General features: G+C 63.6%; 12 protein-coding genes. 2 read left to right on the top strand and 10 right to left on the bottom strand.

Features of this window, described 5'->3' with window-relative positions:
* Positions 1–459 precede the first annotated feature (459 nt).
* The 5 genes from trsM to G394_RS0101205 form a co-directional block, all read right to left on the bottom strand.
* Entirely contained in the window at positions 460–1116 is a 657-nt protein-coding gene (gene trsM / locus G394_RS19890; protein WP_342663395.1) for a DVU_1556 family methyltransferase, read from the bottom strand.
* Positions 1117–1147: 31 nt separating this feature from the next.
* A complete protein-coding gene (locus tag G394_RS0101220) occupies positions 1148–1357 on the bottom strand; it encodes a DVU_1557 family redox protein (RefSeq protein ID WP_028576088.1) in 210 nt (69 codons plus the stop codon).
* Positions 1354–3624 (bottom strand): pyridine nucleotide-disulfide oxidoreductase/dicluster-binding protein, encoded by a 2271-nt coding sequence (locus G394_RS0101215; RefSeq protein ID WP_028576087.1) that lies wholly within the window; start codon positions 3622–3624, stop codon positions 1354–1356. Before G394_RS0101215 ends, G394_RS0101220 begins: the two co-directional genes overlap by 4 nt.
* 67 nt (positions 3625–3691) lie before the next feature.
* Positions 3692–6409 carry a molybdopterin-dependent aldehyde oxidoreductase gene (locus G394_RS0101210; RefSeq protein ID WP_028576086.1) on the bottom strand — a complete coding sequence of 906 codons (2718 nt, stop codon included), beginning with the start codon at positions 6407–6409 and terminating at the stop codon, positions 3692–3694.
* Positions 6410–6459: 50 nt separating this feature from the next.
* Complete coding sequence (locus G394_RS0101205) at positions 6460–7482, bottom strand: molybdopterin-binding protein (protein ID WP_028576085.1); 1023 nt, start codon at positions 7480–7482, stop codon at positions 6460–6462.
* 588 nt (positions 7483–8070) lie between these two features.
* Between G394_RS0101205 and G394_RS0101200 the strand changes: the two genes are divergently transcribed.
* Positions 8071–8472 (top strand): NifB/NifX family molybdenum-iron cluster-binding protein, encoded by a 402-nt coding sequence (locus G394_RS0101200; protein WP_028576084.1) that lies wholly within the window; start codon positions 8071–8073, stop codon positions 8470–8472.
* A gap of 58 nt (positions 8473–8530) precedes the next feature.
* Here the strand turns inward: G394_RS0101200 and G394_RS17465 are convergent, their stop codons facing one another.
* Together G394_RS17465 and G394_RS0101190 are read right to left on the bottom strand one after the other, a co-directional pair.
* A complete protein-coding gene (locus tag G394_RS17465; protein WP_051306860.1) occupies positions 8531–8944 on the bottom strand; it encodes a winged helix-turn-helix domain-containing protein in 414 nt (137 codons plus the stop codon).
* Between the two features lie 8 nt (positions 8945–8952).
* A complete protein-coding gene (locus tag G394_RS0101190) occupies positions 8953–10632 on the bottom strand; it encodes an FmdE family protein (RefSeq protein WP_051306859.1) in 1680 nt (559 codons plus the stop codon).
* Between the two features lie 300 nt (positions 10633–10932).
* Between G394_RS0101190 and G394_RS17460 the strand changes: the two genes are divergently transcribed.
* The gene (locus tag G394_RS17460) at positions 10933–11784 is read left to right on the top strand and encodes a transposase (RefSeq protein ID WP_084435178.1); all 852 of its coding nucleotides are present in this window, start codon (positions 10933–10935) and stop codon (positions 11782–11784) included.
* A 67-nt stretch (positions 11785–11851) separates the two neighbouring features.
* Here G394_RS17460 and G394_RS19885 read toward each other — a convergent pair whose 3' ends face one another.
* The 3 genes from G394_RS19885 to fdnG form a co-directional block, all read right to left on the bottom strand.
* Positions 11852–12763, bottom strand: a complete 912-nt coding sequence (locus G394_RS19885) for a formate dehydrogenase accessory protein FdhE (protein ID WP_169725515.1) — start codon at positions 12761–12763, stop codon at positions 11852–11854.
* Positions 12764–12846: 83 nt separating this feature from the next.
* Positions 12847–13611, bottom strand: coding sequence for a 4Fe-4S dicluster domain-containing protein (locus G394_RS0101175; protein ID WP_028576082.1), 765 nt, complete (start codon positions 13609–13611; stop codon positions 12847–12849).
* An 11-nt stretch (positions 13612–13622) separates the two neighbouring features.
* Entirely contained in the window at positions 13623–16667 is a 3045-nt protein-coding gene (fdnG, locus tag G394_RS0101170; RefSeq protein WP_156902366.1) for a formate dehydrogenase-N subunit alpha, read from the bottom strand.
* Positions 16668–17067: the final 400 nt, after the last annotated feature.

Genomic DNA, 17067 nt, shown 5'->3' with positions numbered 1-17067 from the left:
TGAAGTTGAAATGGAACACTCAGGACTCGCAAGCGCGGACATGCTCCGAAGGAAGTCCGTCCGTGACGGCATCCATGTCCAGGCTGGGATTCATGGTCCCTGAACCCCCAAAGGCATGGATTCCCGCCTTCGCGGAAATGACGTCAGGACAGGGCGGGCAGCCTCATCTCAGCCAAAATCGCCAACTCAATACGCCGGCAGACAATTCACTTGCCACCAACGCGCCAAGGCCGGGGCGGTGCGGGCTTTTCAGGCCGCGTCGGCTGTCTGACTGAGCCAGGCATCGTTTGGTTGTCCGTCGCCCCTCGCTCGAAGAGAAGGCCGGAGTTCACGGCACGCGACGGAGAACCATTACGAGGCCCGCGAAAGAGTTCCGGCGCGGCCTGAAAAGCCCGCACCGCCCCGGCCGCCCCCCGCGACACCCAGGCCGTCCTCTCTTCCCGCCTTCGCTCCATCGAGTCATTGCAGCGGAACATGCGCCATCAGCAAAAACAACCCCGGCTTCGACTCCCGCGACGCCGCGCAGGCCATCTCCGCCAGTCCGTCATCGCCGGTCACGGCCTGCCAGAAGCCGAACAGCGAACCGTGGCGGAACACGAAATCCGCCGCGGTCTTCTTCAGCATGACCGTGTGGTCCTCGACCACGTCGATCCCGAAACCGGCCCCGTCCACCTGCTCCAGCACGGTCTGCAGGTCCGTGGCCTGCGCGAAGCAGCAACGCACGGGCCACTCCCCGGCCCGGTATCCCCGAGCGTAGATGTCCGCCAGCGCGAACACCCCGCCGGGCCGCAGAACCCGGAAGAACTCCGCCAGCACGCGCTCCTTGTCCGTCAGGTTCCAGGCGCACTCGCACACGATCAGGTCCAGGCTCCCGTCGGCCAGCGGCAGCTGCGCCAGGTCGGACTGCGCCACCGCGCGCCCGTCCCCGGAGGCCTCCCGCAAGAAAACGGCATTCAGGTCCAAACCGAAGGCCCGCGCCCCGCTCTGAAGCAACAGCCCGAGGGTCGTCCCGCAGCCGCACCCTGCATCGAGGGCCCTGCTCCCGGGAGCCGGCCGCGCCAGTTGCAGCATGCGCCGCGTCAAGGCCTCCCCGCCGGGCCGCAGGGTCCGCCCCAACGATACCCTGACAGGTGCGGACGCATACAGCTCACTTGTCCTCAAGCAACTGCTCCACTTCGTGAATCCGCCCCAGGGCCAGCTCCTCGTAGATGTACACGGCCCCGCATTTGGGACAGACCGGCAGTTCCACGTGGAAGGCGTTGCCGAGGTAGTCCAATTCCACCTTACCGGACTGCAGTCGCTCGCCGCACGGCTCGCAGACCCAGTCCATGTCCTCGGGCATGAAAACGAGGCTCATAAATCCCCTCCCGCGATGCGCATACGATGGCTCCAGGCCTTCAGGATCTCATAGCCGTCCGCCCCTTCCCGGTACTCGACCCAGAAGGTCACCTCCCCGAGCCGGGACGCGGCGATGAGGCGCCCGTCCCCGCCGTGGCGCAGGACGCGACCGCCCTTGGACGCCGCGAACAGGACCCGCCGCACGTCGTCCTCTAGGATGCGCCGCTCCTCGAGCATGGCCGCGACCTCGCCGGAGACGACGAGACGCACTTCTTCCCAAGGTTCCCGCGGCCCGCGGTCCAGGCCGTGGCGGGCCAGGAGCTCGTCCTTGAGCCTGCGCCGGTTGACCCGTCGCGCCGAGATGCCCGCAGGCGGCTCCTGGGTGGGCCGGGCCGTTTCCGGGAAGAGCAGGTCGAGGATGTGCAGCACGGGCTTGCCCGTCCTGGCCAGCTGCTCGCGGCACATGGCGCAGTAGGTCAGGAAATCGGCCTCGGACTGGGCCACCCGCGCCTGCGCCACCTTGCGAGCCAGGGCCGGGTTGGCGTTGTCCATGAGTCCGCCGAAGCCGCAGCACTCCGTCAGTTCGCCGGACATCGGCAGTTCCGCCAGGGGCTGGCCAAGCCGCGCCAGCAGGGAGCGCACCGCGTCGCGGGTCTGCGCGTCGTGACGGGACGTGCAGGGGTCGGACAGGGCCAGGGGCTGACCCGTCGAAACAGCCTGCACCCCGCTTTCGGACAGGAGCGTCCAGACCGAAACCGCCCCGAAGGCGGGCAGGTGCTCCCGGAACATCTTGAGGCAGGTGGAACAGGCGGTCACGACCATGGGCCGCCCCATGCCGCTCCACATCTTTTCCATCGCCGACAGGATCGCCGCGAACTCCTCCTGCCGGCCGGCCCAGTGGGCCGGCGCCGCGCAGCAGTCGAGCCAGATGCCGGTCCTGGGTTCGATCTCAAGCAGACGGTCGTAAAGCCGAAGCGTCTGCTCCGGCCTGATGCCGGCCAGCTGGCAGCCGGGAAAGAAGATGGCGTCGCTGGCCGAGGCGCCCGGGGCGTGCCGGATCAGGGCGGCCTGGGCATCCTTGGCCGAGCGCATCTCCTCCAGGGCGAACCAGTGGGCCGATGGCGGCATGCGGTTCAGGTCCACCATCTCCCGCCTCGCGTCCAGGCACATGTCGGCCATGGAGAAGTCGTTGGGGCACAGGGTCTCGCACTGTCCGCACATGGAACAGGAATTGATGAACGTGTTGGCCTGGCGCATGCCCTGAACGATGGCCGAATTGTTGAACACGCGGCGCGCATAGGACTTCGGGTAACCGCCGTGCTCGGCGAGGTAGACGCAGTGTTTCACGCACTCCAGGCACTGGCAGTCGAGGCAGCGCCCGGCCTCCCTCACGGCCTCCTCCCGGGTGAACCCGCCTTGGCCGGCGGGGACGACCCGCTCAACGAGTTCGATGCCGAAGGTCTGGGTGAAGAGATCCGTGCGGCCGTCCCGCAAGGGCACGCGACTCGACGTCAGAGAGGCATTCTGCAGGAATCTGTCGATGGAAACGGCTGCCTCGCGCCCTTGGGACACGGCGCTGATGAAGCGGAACTCGCGTCCGGCCATGCCGCCCGTGAACCAGCCCGGACGCTCCAGGGCCATGGTCTCGGGATCGGGCGGAGTCAGCAGGGCCAGGAGATCGGGGGCTATTGTATCATCCTGACCCACATACACCGCATCGGCCGGATGGGCCTCGATCAGGGCGGCGTCAAGGGCCGGGACGGAGACGAACGTCACGTGCAGGGAGCCCAGGCGCTGTAACTCCGCGTCGAGCACGGCCTGGGGCAGAACGGATTCGTCCAGCCCGCGCAGCCATCCGCCGGGCTTTTCGCCCAGATGGTACACGCTGATGGGGTGGCCTTTTCTGGCCAGGTCGAAGGCAACGGTAAGGCTGCTGGGCCCGGAGCCGATCACGGCGACCTTCCTGGGTCTGGCCGGCAGACGGGGGATTTTTCCCTTGGGGCTCGTTTCGCGGATGCACAGCCGCTCAAGCCCGCCCACGGCGATGGCCCCGCCGAGGTCCTTGCGGATGCAATAGACTTCGCAGGGAGCCTCGCACAGCCTGGCCGTGACGGCGGCCAAGGGCATGCTTTTTTCCAGAACGGCCCGGGCCCCGTCGAGGTCGCCCCGCGCCATGGACAGCACGAAGGCTCTGGCGTCGACGTTCAGGGGGCAACCCGCCCGGCACGCCGGCGGCTCCTCCTGGATGCACTTGGCTTCCCATTCCCGCAATTCCTTCTGATCCATGCCCACTCCTTGAAATAAAAAAAGCCCTCCGGGCGCAAATACGCCCGGAGGGGGGTTGAACGGGTCACTATTTCTTCATCGCGGCCAGGATTTTCTCCGGCAGTGCGGGAATCTCGCGGACGCGGGCGCCGCACGCATTGTACACGGCGTTCAGAACCGCGGCATGAGGAGCGGTCAGCGGCATTTCACCGACGCCGGAGGCACCGAAGGGGCCATCGGCACGCGGAGTTTCCACGTAGGTGATCTCCATGTCGTCCGGGATGTCCTTGATGTAGGGGATGCCGGCGCCACGGATGGTGGCATGCTTCTTCAGGTCCTCGTAGTCCTCGGTCAGGGCCAGGCCGATGCCCTGGGCCACGCCGCCGTAGATCTGGCCGTCGACCAGGGAGTAGTTGTTGACCTTGCCGATATCGCCGACAATGGCCATCTTCTCGACGGTGGTCTTGCCGGTGGCGACTTCAACAGCCACCTCGGACAGGAACAGGCCGTACATGTAGCAGCAGAAGGGGCTGCCCTGGCCGTTGGCGTCGCAGTCCTTGGCCGGAGCGGTCCACTTGCCGTTGTAGCGCAGGGGCAGCTTCTCGGCGACCATCTCGTCATAGGTGCGGAAACCGCCGCCGGGCTTCTTCATGGCCTTCACCAACTGCTCGCAGGCGTTGATGATGGCCTGGCCGCCCATGACCTGGGAACGGCTGCCGCCGGCGGGGCCAGTGTTCGGGGCCACGCGGGTGTCGTTCATGACCAGGCGGATCTTGTCGGGGGTGATGCCCAGCGGGCGCAGGGCCTCGTGGGCCGTGCCCAGGGTGCCCATGTCGGCGCCCTGACCGTGATCCTGCCAGCAGTCGTAGATGGTGACGGTGCCGTCGGCCATCAGTTCGGCATCGGCGGCGGCGGAGTCGGCTCCGTCGAGGCCGGCGCCGTACACGCCCAGGGAAATGCCGACGCCGCGCTTGATTTCAGCGGTGGAGGCGGCAGCGGCGCGCTTCTTGGCTTCCTCGTACTTGGGCCGCATGATGTCGAACATCTCCGGCAGGCTGTACACTTCGGGGTCCTGGCCCGTGGGGGTGGTGGAACCCTTGCGGTAGATGTTCTTGTAGCGCAGCTCGAAGGGATCCATGCCCAGCTTTTCGGCCAGTTCGTCCATCAGGGTCTCGGACGGGAACTCGGATTCGGGAGCGCCGTAACCGCGGAAGGCTGCGCCCCAGCAGTGGTTGGTGCAGACCGTGCGGCCTTCGCCGCGGATGTTGGCGATGTCGTAACCGGCGCCGATGTACTGGGCGCCGCGCAGGGTCAGCAGATCACCGAACTCGGAGTACGGGCCGTGGTCCACGGTCCAGTCGGTTTCCATGCCCAGGAGCTTGCCGTCCTTGGTGGCGGCCAGGCGCACGTCCGTCCAGAACGGGGAGCGTTTGCCAGTGTAGGCCTGCTGCTGGCGGTAGTCGTAGACCAGGTTCACGGGACGGCCCGTGGCCAGGGCGGCGGCGCCGACCAGGGCTTCCAGGGTCGGGCTGAACTTGTAGCCGAAGGTGCCGCCGGCGGGGTTCTGCACGAGGTGCAGCTGATCGGGTTCCAGGCCCAGGCCGGGGGCGATCATGTACAGGTGCAGATGCAGGCCGATGGACTTGGAGTGGATGATGAGCTTCCCTTCGTCATCGATGTAGGCGAAGCCGCAGTCCGGCTCGATGGGCAAATGGGGCTGGCGGGAAGTGTAGTAGCTACCTTCCACCACCACGTCGGCCTTTTCGAAGATGGGCTTGGTGTCGGCGCCCTTGGCGATCTTCTGGATATAGTAGACGTTGGGCGTGCCGGGATGGATCTCGATGGCGTCCTCGGCCATGGCCGCGGGGGCGCTCATGTACTCGGGCAGCTGCTCGATCTGGACCTTGACGGCCTTGGCAGCGGCCTTGGCCTGCTCCTCGGTGTCGGCGCAGACGATGGCGATGGCGTCACCGTACTGGAAGATCTTCTCGTCGCACAGGATCGGACGGTCCCAGCCGTCGCCCTTGTTAGTCGGGAAAGTGATGAGGCCCGTGATGCGGTTCTTGCCCTTGACGTCCTTGTGAGTCACGACCTTGAACACGCCGGGCATCTTCTCGGCTTCGGCCGTGTCGATGGACAGGATCTTGGCGTGGGACACTTCGGCCTGCACCAGGGCGCACTGCAGGGTGCCGGCGGGCAGCTTCAGGCCGAGGTCGGCGCCGAAGTCCAGGGTGCCTGTGACCTTGGCCAGAGCCGAGGGACGGGGATAACGGGTGCCCCAGACGCTGCCGTCCTTGGGCATCTTGAACTCGAGGTCGGCCGTGCTCTTTTCGCCGCGCAGGACCTTGGCCGCATCCATGACGGCGTCCACGAGGGGTTTGTAACCGGTGCAGCGGCAGGCGTTGCGGTGCTTCTGGAACCAGTCGCGGACTTCGTCGCGGGTGGGCTTGGGATTGGTGTCCAGCAGGCCCTTGGCGGAGACGATGAAACCGGGCGAACAGAAGCCGCACTGGGCCGCGCCGTGGAGCATCCAGGCCTGCTGCAGCGGATGGGGATTGGCCGGGGTGCCGATGCCTTCGATGGTGGTGATGTTCGCGCCGTCTTCAACGCGCTTCATCTTGGTCGCACAGGAACGCACGACCTTGCCGTCCATGATGACGGAACAGGCGCCGCACTGGCCTTCGTTGCAACCGACCTTGGTGCCGGTCAGGCCCAGGCTCTTGCGGAGCACGTTGACCAGGGTGTCCTCAGCGTCGACCACCAGGTTCCTGGCGATGCCATTGACCACGATTTGCTTTTTGATCATTCCGGTTCCTCCAAATAACATGTTATTTCAAACAGATTCCGCGATTGGTCTTAGAGCTTGCCGAAGCCGCAGGCCGGGTAATGACAGGTGGGGCAGCTTTCGCACAGGCCTCCGTGGCCGAACGCAACGATATCCTTCCTCTCCAGCCGTTCCCCGCTCAAGAGACGGGGCACGACCAGATCGAAAATACTTGCCTTGTAGTACATGACGCATCCGGGCAGGCCGACGATGGGCACGTCGCCCAGGTAGGCCAGCATGAACATGGCTCCGGGGTAGGTGGGCGCGCCGTAGGAGACGACCTCGGCGCCCGTGGCGCGGATGGCCGCCGGGGTCTGGTCGTCGGGGTCCACGCTCATGCCGCCTGTCACGGCGATGAAATCGGCCCCACGCGCGACGAGGTCCCGGATGGCGGCCACGGTCATCTCCACCTTGTCCGAGACGAAGACCTGATCCAGGACCGTGGAGCCCAGGTGTTCGAATTTCCTGCGCAGGACCGGGCCGAATCCGTCCTTGATGCGGCCGGTGTAGACCTCGCTACCCGTGGTCACGACGCCGACCCTGGCGGGCTTGAGCGGGCGGACCTCGATCAGCGGGGCGTATTGGCGGCAGACGTCCTCGGCCTGGCGGAGCAGGTCCTCGGGCACGGCCAGGGGGATGACGCGCGTGCCACCGAGCACCCGCCCGGCCTTGACGCACTGGCCGGTATGGATGGTGCCAAAGGTCACGTCGGTGATGGAGTTGAGACGGAACAGCCCTTCGACGTCGACATGCAGGACGCCGTCATGGGTCGCGGTCAGGGCGGACTTGCCCTCGCAGGGCGAACTGACAGTGATGCCCTGCCCCGCCGCCGCATGGGCCAGGCGCAGGGCGCACTCGTCCTCGTGCACGTAGCCGTCCCTAGGGTCGAAAACATAGAGATTGGCCTTGCCGATATCGAGCAGAGCCTGGATGTCCTGGGGAGTTACGATATGACCGCGGCGGAAGGCGGCACCCTTGGTTTCGCCGGGAATGATGCGCGTGATGTCGTGGCAGAGAACGGTACCTACAGCTTCTTCTACGGGAATGGCTTTCATCGATGAACGCAACCTTATTTACGTCAAACAAGACATTGTGAATTTAGATTTATGCCAATCAAGGCATATTTCAAGGACAAATCGTGTCATACACAACTCTCCTTCCCGGACCCGCGCATGCGTATGGACGGTGAAGGCTTCATGGATACACGGTTATGTCAATAACGACACATTTTCATGACATAGGCAAAAAAAAGGCCAACGTATTCGAAAAGACGAAGGCCTTCGCAACCATCTCGCATCATATTGAAAATACGATATTTTTATTGCTGGAAAAATTGATTCCGCACCGCATTTGACCATGGCGAGTCGCTTTCGGTCACGGAATTGGGGCAAATAGGGACAATATGGGGCACATCGATGGGTCAAAAAGAAACATACTCAACTGCCGACCGCTTCATTTCGCCTCGAAATCTATCCCCGCGGCGTCAGTACCGGAATCGGCCCGGTCGGGTCTGGCCTTCCCGGACGGCCAAAACACTCGCATGCGGAGGGAAATTGCCGGACTCGACATTTTACCCTTGAAATATGTCCAACAAGGCACGATACATGCTCGCGCCGCACAAAACCATCATGCAAGGAGCCCACATGAACATAGCCGTCACAGCCGCCTCGGATTCCCTGAACAGCCGGGTTTTTCACGAATTCGCCCAAACCCCCTACCTGCTTGTCGTGAACATGGAGACCATGGCCTGCACTCCCTGCCCCCACATCCCGCAGGCGGGGTCGGACCTTGAACTGGTCAGGATAGTCCTCGAACACCGCTGCGAAGCGGTCATCACCGGCAAGCTGGGCGAAGAGGCCTTCAAACTTCTCGCCGACGAGGCCGTGACTCGGTACCGCGGCACGGGAATGACCGTGGCCTACGCGCTGGAGGCCATGGAGAACAGGGAGTTGGACCTGATCCGCAACGCGGACGGAACGGACGAATGCGCAAGCTCGCACCATGACCTGGAAGAACTGCAGGTCTGCAGCGGGCATAACCATTGATTGGAGTCTGACCGAAACTCCCGGCTGGGCTCAAAGCCCGGCCCGAACATCGCCAGACCTACATGCCGGGACGTAGTTCGGCGGCCATGCGCGCCGGCCTGACCGATGTGCGCCGTTTTTCCTCGAAGCTCTGCACCCTTTCGGCAAAGATGTACTGCGCCTGGTCCACGGCAACCTTTTCCACGGCCGTGAACCAGGCCCTGAACCTGTCCCGGAAACGTTTGCCTGCGGGGGTCAGGTGGCATCCCCCGCGCCGGGTGCCGCTGGACTCGACCAGCACCACCCCGAGGGCGTCCTCGGTGGCCCGGAGCTTGCCCCAGGCCGCGCGGTAGGACATGCCCATGGCCTCGGCCGCCTTGCGCAGGGAGCCGTGCTCCTCGATCATGTCGAGGAGCATGAGCCGCCCCATGCCGAAATAGACGCTCTCGCCCGATTCCAGCCACAAATGCATTCGAACGGTGGGTGTCTTCATGATCTTCCTCACTTGCCGAAGGGGCACTTGGGGAACGTGCAGCGCTTGCACTGCATGCACATGCCGCCATGGCCCAGGCGCGCCAAGTCGCGCCGCGACGGGGACATCCCCGCCAGGACCCGCGGCAGCAGAATGTCGAAACTCGTGGTCTTGAAATACAATGCACAGGCCGGGACGCCGATGACGTCCACTTCCCCGACGTTCGCCAGGAGCGTCATGGCCCCGGGCAGAATGGGCGTGCCATAGCGCATGTTCTCCACCCCGGCGTCCGCCAGCCCGAGGCGCGTCACATCGCCGGGGTCCACGGACAGCCCGGCCGTGGTGACGAGCAACTCCACCCCACGGGCGAGCATGCCTCGCACGGCGGCTCCGATGCGCTCCCTGTCGTCGGGCACGATGTCCGTGGCCGCCACGGGGCAGCCGAAGGCCTCGACCTTTGCGCTGATGATCGGAATGAAGCGGTCGTCCACCAACCCCTGGAAGACCTCGGTGCCCGTGACTAAGATGCCGACCCTGCGCTTGCGCAGGGGGCGGACCTCCACCACGGGACCGTCCTCCAGAACGCGCATGGCGTCGGCCATCACGTTGCGTTCGAGGTAGAGGGGAATGGCCCGCGTCGCCGCCACCTGCTGCCCCTTTTCGACCACGCTGAAGGCGTGACGGGTGGCGCACATGACGCCCGGAATGGCGTTGAACTCTTCCAGGGCGGCCTCCCTGACGCAGAACAGGCCGGACCGCTCGGCGACCATGGTGATCTTGCCCTCGCGCGGGTCGCCGGAGCAGTCGATCCCCTCTCCGGCCAAGGCCCGGGCCATGACCCGGGCTGCATCATCCTCGTGCACCCAGGTCCCGTCCTGCCCGTCCTCCTCCACGTAGACCTCGAAGCGGCCCATCCGCTGCAGGCGGCAGACATCGCCCACGTCGAGCACCTGGCCGCGGGCGAAAGCCGCATCCTTGCTCTCGCCCGGCTCGATGCAGGTCATGTCGTGCAGGGCCTTTTCGCCCACGGCCTGCTCGGCCGTGACGATCCGAAGCCGTGGGCCCTCAAATCCCAGCTCTCGCCGGTCGTGCCCGCCGATCCAGCCCGCATAGGGGGACTCGCCACGACAGGAACGGCAGACCGAGCCGTCGCGGGCCGGGTAGGCCTGGCCACAGGACGGACAGGCCGCGATGGCCCCCTTGCCGCGTCCGCCCATGAACTCCGGCCGCAGGGAGATCTCCGTCACGGAGCAGATGGTCGCACCGGCCGTGCGGATTTCCACGCGCAGGCGATCACTGTCCTGCTCTCTCTTGGGTTTGAGCTTGAAGAGCCACTCCCGGATGGTCGGATAGGGGTCGAGCCGGGCCGTTTCCACGGCCACGCGCACGCCCTTGCCCGTATGCTTGTCGAACAGGGACACGGCGTAGAGGCCCAGGTTGAAGATCCGAAGCCACCCGTTGCCCACGGTGCAGGGGGTGAGCATCTGCACGGCGTCGGGCAGGCACCAGGCCGTCTCGGAGATGGCGTCGAACAGGATCCCTTCGGGAATGTGCGACTTGGCTTCATGGACCATGAACCCGCCCAGGATCAGACCGGGGGCGGCATACCCGTGAAAGCGGGCTGCGGCGGCAATGAATTCGTCGATGGTGTAGGGTCCGATGACCGGGCTCGCGTAGCTGAGGGCGGAAGATCCTTCGGGCAAGTTCATGAGCGCTCCGAGTGTGAGATTGAGAGTCAAAGACATTGAAGAAGATGTACTGACTCATACCACCCAAAAGCCTGCCGACAACTAGTACGACTTCTACAACCAAACGCTTTGGCCTCCCCTCACGCTCGCACAATTACCCGAAATCATGCTACATTATTGTACCACTCCAGAATAATGCCTTTTATTGCGTCCGGATCATGAAGGGGCCGATGATTATGCCTTGTTTGACATCAAACTTTGTGACACAAACGCAGCCAGCATATCGGCCGACATGAACACAATCACGCCCTGGCACGAACAATGATGGCTAAAATTAACATAATAACCTTCAATTCCATGACTTTTTCAGAAAAAACGGCCAGGCGTTTCTTTCTGGATTTCTGCTGGAAAAACCATCAACGGCATTGTCCGGCCTGCAAAAACCGGAAATTGTACCGTCTGTCCGATGGCCGGAGACGATGCGGGCGCTGCGGCTACACATTCCACGACTTCAGCCGGCGTTTCCTGAACCGCTGTGCCTTCACGGCCCAGCAGTGGCTCTGGTTCCTGAAGCTCTTCTCCCTGGATGTCTCCCCGGCGGCCAGCGGCGAGCAGATGGCCGTCAGCTACGCCACCGTGCTCAAGGCGGCGGACACGGTCCGCCGGGCCATCCTTGCCCAGGCCCTGGACGCGCCCCGCATCTACGCTGCCGGCGTCTGGCCCGGTCCGGGCAACCCAATGCCGGAGCAGGACATGGTCAACGCCCCGGTCTTCGGGATCATCCAACTCGGCGGAATGGCCATCTGCGACCTGCTCCCGGACCTGAGCGCCGAGAATCTGCTGCACTTCAAACTCAACTTCTACCTCAAGACGGCAAGCATCGGCCAGGTTGTCTACACCGCGCCGTACAAACAGTATCAATCGCTGGTCTCCTGCGGACCCGCCCTGTGGCCCGCACGGTACGTCAGACACGCAGACAAGCGCCTGCCCGTGGAGGGTTCCCCCTTCTGGGCCTTCTCCAAACAGCGCCTGCGCCAGCTGCGCGGCGTGCCGGCCTCCCACCTCCCGCTCTACCTGAAGGAATGCGAGCTGCGCTACAATTCGAGGGACCAGGACCTCGTGCCCGTCCTGGCCCAGGCCCTGTGCGCCTTCGTGCCCAGACCCCCAAAATGAGAACGGCCGCCAACGGACTCGCCCAAGTCCGCTGACGGCCTATCACCGTGGAGGAGGGTGAAGAATCTCAGGACGCCTTGGCTTTGTCCTCCGCAAAACCGAGAGCCGCCCACGGGGCGGGCGAAAGGGGCACATACCCCCTGGCCTGGGCAGCCGCGTCGAGGTGGATCGACTTCAGGGAGGCCAGGTCGAAATCGATGCCGCTGGCCTGTGCGATGAGATCGAGGCAGGGAAGATACTGGCGGCACTTCTCACAGGCGTAGATGTATTCCCGCGGGGAACCTTCCAGGCCGAAACGGGTCAGGCTCTCGTGTTCCTGATTGCCGCAGCCAGGGCAGACCAAGCGCACGAATCGCCAGCGCTGCGCGCAGACCGGGCAATGATGCCACATTTCCCCGCTCTTGGAGACGAGAAATTCGGACGGGTCCGGATGGTTCTCCAAGACGGCCAGGTCCGGGTCCGAGCCGCAGACCGGGCAGTAGGCCTTGCGCCAGAGTTCGACGGGGGCCTTGGAGGCCAGGGCCTGCCTGTGGGCCCCGATGCAGGGGGCGTAGGCCACGCCGAGTGCCATGAACAGAAAATCGGGGGTTACGCCGACCCGGGCCGCAGCCGAGTCCAGGGCCTCGGAATCGCCGAGGGCCACGGCCTGCAGGCACTGGGAGGTCAGGATCGGAACATCTTCGAGCTTGCGCGCGAGAAGGGTCAGGCTCTCGGCCAGGCTGGGGAAGACGACGCCCATGACGGGCCAGACGCGTGCCGCGGCCTGCCTGAAGGAATCCTGGAGCAGATCGAGGTCCAGGAAGGTGACGAGAGGCTCGCCGTTCACAAAGCGCTCCTCGTTGGGCGCGAAAGCGCCGAGGTCGACGGAATCGAGACCCGAGCGGGTTTCGGCCTGCCTGCCGATGAGCAGCCCGAAGCGGTCGATGATCTCGCGGAAGGGTTCGTGATTCCTGTCGGCATCCTGCAGCGCGGGTTTCATTTCCGGTGTCCCTTTGGACGGCATGTCGGCTCCTTGTGAAGGGGCCCGCCGGGAAACCCGGCGGGCCTTGTTGATGAGGCGGATCAACCCAGGATGCTGCGCATCGGCCGGGTCAGGGTGGCCAGGAAGTCGGCCCGGTTCAGGGGTTTCATTTCACGCCGCGCGTACTGATGGTACATTTCGCGGGGCATGCTCACGAGGTAGATGACGCCAAGATCTTCGGCGTCGAGCAGTTCGCAGGCATTGCCGGAGTCGCAGACGATGACCGTCTCGAGGGCGGCCTGGGGGCTCTCTGCCTTGACCTTGTCCAGGCGCTCCTTGGCGAGCTTCAGCATGTCCTCGCGTTCGCCGAAGTTCATTGCCCCGGTGCAGCAGGTCTTGACGCACATGGGGATGAGTCCGGCGTGAACGCGATCGATGCACATGTCGCACTTGCTCAGCATGCCCGTGGCGTCGTTGCGGCGCGGGATGTTGTACGGGCAGGACGAGATGATCTCGTCGCACTGTTCCTTGGTCAGTTCTTTGGTCTTTTCCGTGCAGACGACGATGCCCGTGGGCTCGTCGATGACGATGGCGCCGTCCACATACCCGTCGGCCGTGGCCTTGCAGGCGGGCTGCAGGCAATGGCGGCACTGGTCCGGGAAGAAGAGCCAGTAGACGCGTCCGTCGATCTTCTTTTCGGAGAAGCGGACGAGCTTGTTGTTGAAGGGGGTCAGATCCGGCGGATTCTGATGGGTGCCGGTCTGCTTGGTGGGCACCGCCTCATGGCCGTGCCACTGCTTGCACGCCACCTGACATCCACGGCAGGCCGTGCAGCGGGTGGTATCGATGAATATGCTTTTCGCCATTTCGTTCCCTCCTACCTTGCCAGTTCCGTGACCTTGTCGGCCTTGCGGATGTTCACCAGACACGCCTTGTACTCAGGAATGGTCACGTTCGGCTCGCCCACGGACGGCAGAAGCCGGTTGGTGGCGTCGCCGCAGCCCGGCGTTGTCCAGCCAAAGCAGAAGGGCATACCGATGAGGTGCACGGTCTTGCCCTGAACGGTAAACGGGGTGATGCGCACCGTCACCATGGCGACGGCCTCGACATTGCCTCGGATGCTCTCCACGACCACCACATCGCCGTTGCTGATCCCCTTTTCCTTCGCCAGTTCGTGGCTCATCTCCACATAGAGCTGCGGCTCTGCCTCGAGCAGATACGGGGTATTGCGAGTATCGCCGCCGCCGCACCAGTGCTCGGTCATGCTGTAGGTCGTCAGCACGATGGGGTATTTCGGATCAGCAGGCTTGGTGTACAGATCCTTGTCGCTTTCGAACAGGTCGACACACGGGTTGCTGAGCTGGCTGGAGAACGGATTCTTCGCCACGGGAGTTTCGACCGGCTCGTAGTGTTCCGGGAACGGACCGTCCACTCGGCCCGGGCCATAGAGCTGGCCGTGGCCTTCAGTATGCATGATGAAGGGATAGACGCCCTTCTCCATGGCCATGGGCGGCGCCGGCCCGTCCGGGATGTCGCCGACCCACTTGCCGTCTTCCCAGGCGATGACGGGCAGTTCGGGATTGAAGGGCTTGCCGTTCACGTCGACGGAGGCGCGGTTGTAGATGATGCGGCGGTTCACGGGCCAGGCCCAGGTGTAATTCGGGTACAGACCGAGTTTGGCCTGCACGGGTGTCTGGGTGTGGTCGCGACGCTTGGCCAGGTTCTTGCCCGCCTCGGGGTAGCCGCCACAGTACAGCCAGTTCAAGCTGGTGGTGGAACCGTCGGCCTGCAGCAACGGGAAGCCAGGCACTTGGTCGCCCTTCTTGTAGGTCTTGTCCTTGATGGTCACGTCCTTGGTGAAACGGCCGTTGATGCGCATGGCCATTTCTTCGGCGTCGTATTCCTTGGGCCAATCGTGGCTCAGGATGCCCTCGGCAAAGGCGCCCTTGTCCTTTTCATACAGGGCACGCACCCGCTTCATGATCTCGACCACCATCCAACCCATGGACTTGCTCTGCCCCATGGGCTCATAGCCCTTGTAGTGCCACTGATGCCAACGGCCGGAGTTGGATGTGGTGCCGTCCTTTTCACCGCGCTGGCAAGAAGGCATCAGAAAGACCTCGGTCTTGATCTTCTTGGAGTCCAGACCGGGCTGGCGCCAGAAGGACGCGGTCTCGGTGTCGTGCGCTTCGCCCACCACCAGCCAGTCCAGCTTCTGCAGGGCCGCGCGGACCTTGTGCGTGTTGGGGAAGCTCATGGCCGGGTTATGGCCGAAGATGACGCCGCCCTTCATCTTGCCGGCATACATGCGGTCGAACATGAACATGCTCGAGTACTTCACGCCCGGTTCGAGCTTGGGCAGCAGGTCGTAGCAGAAACCGTTCTCGGGGGTGGCGTTGTCGCCGAACCAGCCCTTGAGCAGGCTGACCATGTACTTGGGCCGGTTCTGCCACCAGTTGACGCTCTTCGGGTCCTTGGTGACCGGGGTGTTGCCCTTCAGGTAGTCTTCCAGGGTCGGCCAGGCCGTCGTCGGCGTGTTGTTGTAGCCAGGAATGATGTGCCACAGCAGGGCGTGGTCCGTGGAGCCCTGGACATTGGGCTCGCCGCGCAGGGCGTTGACGCCGCCGCCGGCCACGCCGATGTTGCCCAGCAGGAGCTGGATCATGCAGCCAAGGCGGATGTTCTGCACGCCGACGGAGTGCTGGGTCCAGCCCAGGGCGTACATCATGGTGCCGGCCTTGTCGGGCTTGCCCGTGGCCGAAAAGGCTTCATAGACCTTGAGCAGGTTTTCCTTGGACACACCGGTGATGGAGGAAACCTTGTCCAGATCGTAGCGCTCGTAGTGCTTCTTCAGCAGCTGGTATACGCAGCGCGGGTCCTTGAGGGTCTTGTCGCGCTTGGACACACCGTTTTCGTCTTTGGCGAAGGCCCACTTCTTCTGGTCGTATTTCTTCGTTTTCGGATCGAAGCCCGAGAAGAGGCCGTCTTCGAACTTGTAGTCGTCGCCGACGATGAAGGAGGCGTTGGTGTATTCGGTGACGTAGTCCTTCTGGATGAGGTCCTTCTCCAGGATGTACTTCACCATGCCGCCCAGGAAGGCGATGTCGGTTCCGCTGCGCAGCGGAACGTGATGACAGCTGCGGGCCGAGGTGCGCGAGAACTTGGGATCCACGTGGATCACCTGCGCCCCCGCGTCCTTGGCCTTCAACACCCATTTAAAGGAAATGGGATGGTGCTCGGCAGCATTGCTGCCCATGATCAGAATAGCATTGGCGTTCTTGATGTCGATCCAGTGCTGGGTCATCGCGCCGCGTCCGAACGACTCTGCCAGAGCCGGTACAGTCGGAGCGTGTCAGACTCGGGCCTGATGGTCGATGTATACGCCTCCCAACGCCCTGCACATCTGGTGCGTGACGGCGCATTCCTCGTTGTCCATCTGGGAGGTGCCCAGCTGGAAGTACGTTTCCCAGCGGTTCACCGTCTGTCCCTTGTCATTCTTCTGAACGAAATCCTTGTCGCGCGTTTCCTTGATCTTGTGCGCGATCTTGTCGAGCATCCAGTCCCAGTCCTTCTCTTCCCACTTGGCGCTGCCGGGAGCCCTGTATCTGGGCTTCAGGACGCGGTGGTCACTGACGTGCATCTGGTAGAACGCCGCGCCTTTGGGGCACAGGGCGCCTTCACTGATGGGATAGTCCGCATTGCCTTCGGAACTGATAATCTTTCCGTCCTTAACGTGCATGATGATCTCGCATCCGCAGGAGCAGAAGCCACAGACCGTCAGGACCTCCTTCGCCCCTTCGATCTTCAGGGCCTTCGCGTACGCGTAGGCGGGCTTCAGATCGAACCCCAGTTGCCCCAGGGACATGGCTGCAACGCCCGCCCCGGTGATTTTCATGAACCCTCGCCGTGAAAACGTAGCCATCAAAACCTCCATGGTTCCATGTTTCCGCACCCTTCACTCCCTCTTCACAAAGTGGGTAGCGGATGCGGGGCTGATGGCTACATAACATTTGAATCAATATTTTCAATATGTTATAAAAAACACATATGACTCGATTGCACTAGACGACGACTCGGCGCACATCTTCCCACAATTCAGTCTGAACCGACATTTGTGTTATCACCGACACACTGCAACGCAACGCCATGAAAAGGGTGGCGGGAACATTTCCCGCGACCCGCGGTCACGCTCTTGGGCAGAACCGTGACCGCATTGCCTTCAACGGCCCGGAAAACCTAGGTTCGGACGCAACCGGACCGGCCGGCGCGGACGCCCCAGCCCAGTAGGCCCGATTGTTGCTTCTCCACGTGAAGAGCCTTCG

This window comes from Desulfomicrobium escambiense DSM 10707 (genome assembly GCF_000428825.1).
Taxonomy (GTDB): domain Bacteria; phylum Desulfobacterota; class Desulfovibrionia; order Desulfovibrionales; family Desulfomicrobiaceae; genus Desulfomicrobium; species Desulfomicrobium escambiense.
The sequence above is the reverse complement of the archived record's forward strand: the minus strand, read 5'-3'. Positions and strand labels throughout refer to the sequence as shown.

Excerpts from the sequence above, each read along its gene's own strand:
- G394_RS0101220 (WP_028576088.1), bottom strand. The coding sequence starts at position 1,357 with ATGAGCCTCGTTTTCATGCCCGAGGACATGGACTGGGTCTGCGAGCCG.
- G394_RS0101215 (WP_028576087.1), bottom strand. The coding sequence starts at position 3,624 with ATGGATCAGAAGGAATTGCGGGAATGGGAAGCCAAGTGCATCCAGGAG.
- G394_RS0101210 (WP_028576086.1), bottom strand. The coding sequence starts at position 6,409 with ATGATCAAAAAGCAAATCGTGGTCAATGGCATCGCCAGGAACCTGGTG.
- G394_RS0101205 (WP_028576085.1), bottom strand. The coding sequence starts at position 7,482 with ATGAAAGCCATTCCCGTAGAAGAAGCTGTAGGTACCGTTCTCTGCCAC.
- G394_RS0101200 (WP_028576084.1), top strand. The coding sequence starts at position 8,071 with ATGAACATAGCCGTCACAGCCGCCTCGGATTCCCTGAACAGCCGGGTT.
- G394_RS17465 (WP_051306860.1), bottom strand. The coding sequence starts at position 8,944 with ATGAAGACACCCACCGTTCGAATGCATTTGTGGCTGGAATCGGGCGAG.
- G394_RS0101190 (WP_051306859.1), bottom strand. The coding sequence starts at position 10,632 with ATGAACTTGCCCGAAGGATCTTCCGCCCTCAGCTACGCGAGCCCGGTC.
- G394_RS17460 (WP_084435178.1), top strand. The coding sequence starts at position 10,933 with ATGATGGCTAAAATTAACATAATAACCTTCAATTCCATGACTTTTTCA.
- G394_RS19885 (WP_169725515.1), bottom strand. The coding sequence starts at position 12,763 with ATGAAACCCGCGCTGCAGGATGCCGACAGGAATCACGAACCCTTCCGC.
- G394_RS0101175 (WP_028576082.1), bottom strand. The coding sequence starts at position 13,611 with ATGGCGAAAAGCATATTCATCGATACCACCCGCTGCACGGCCTGCCGT.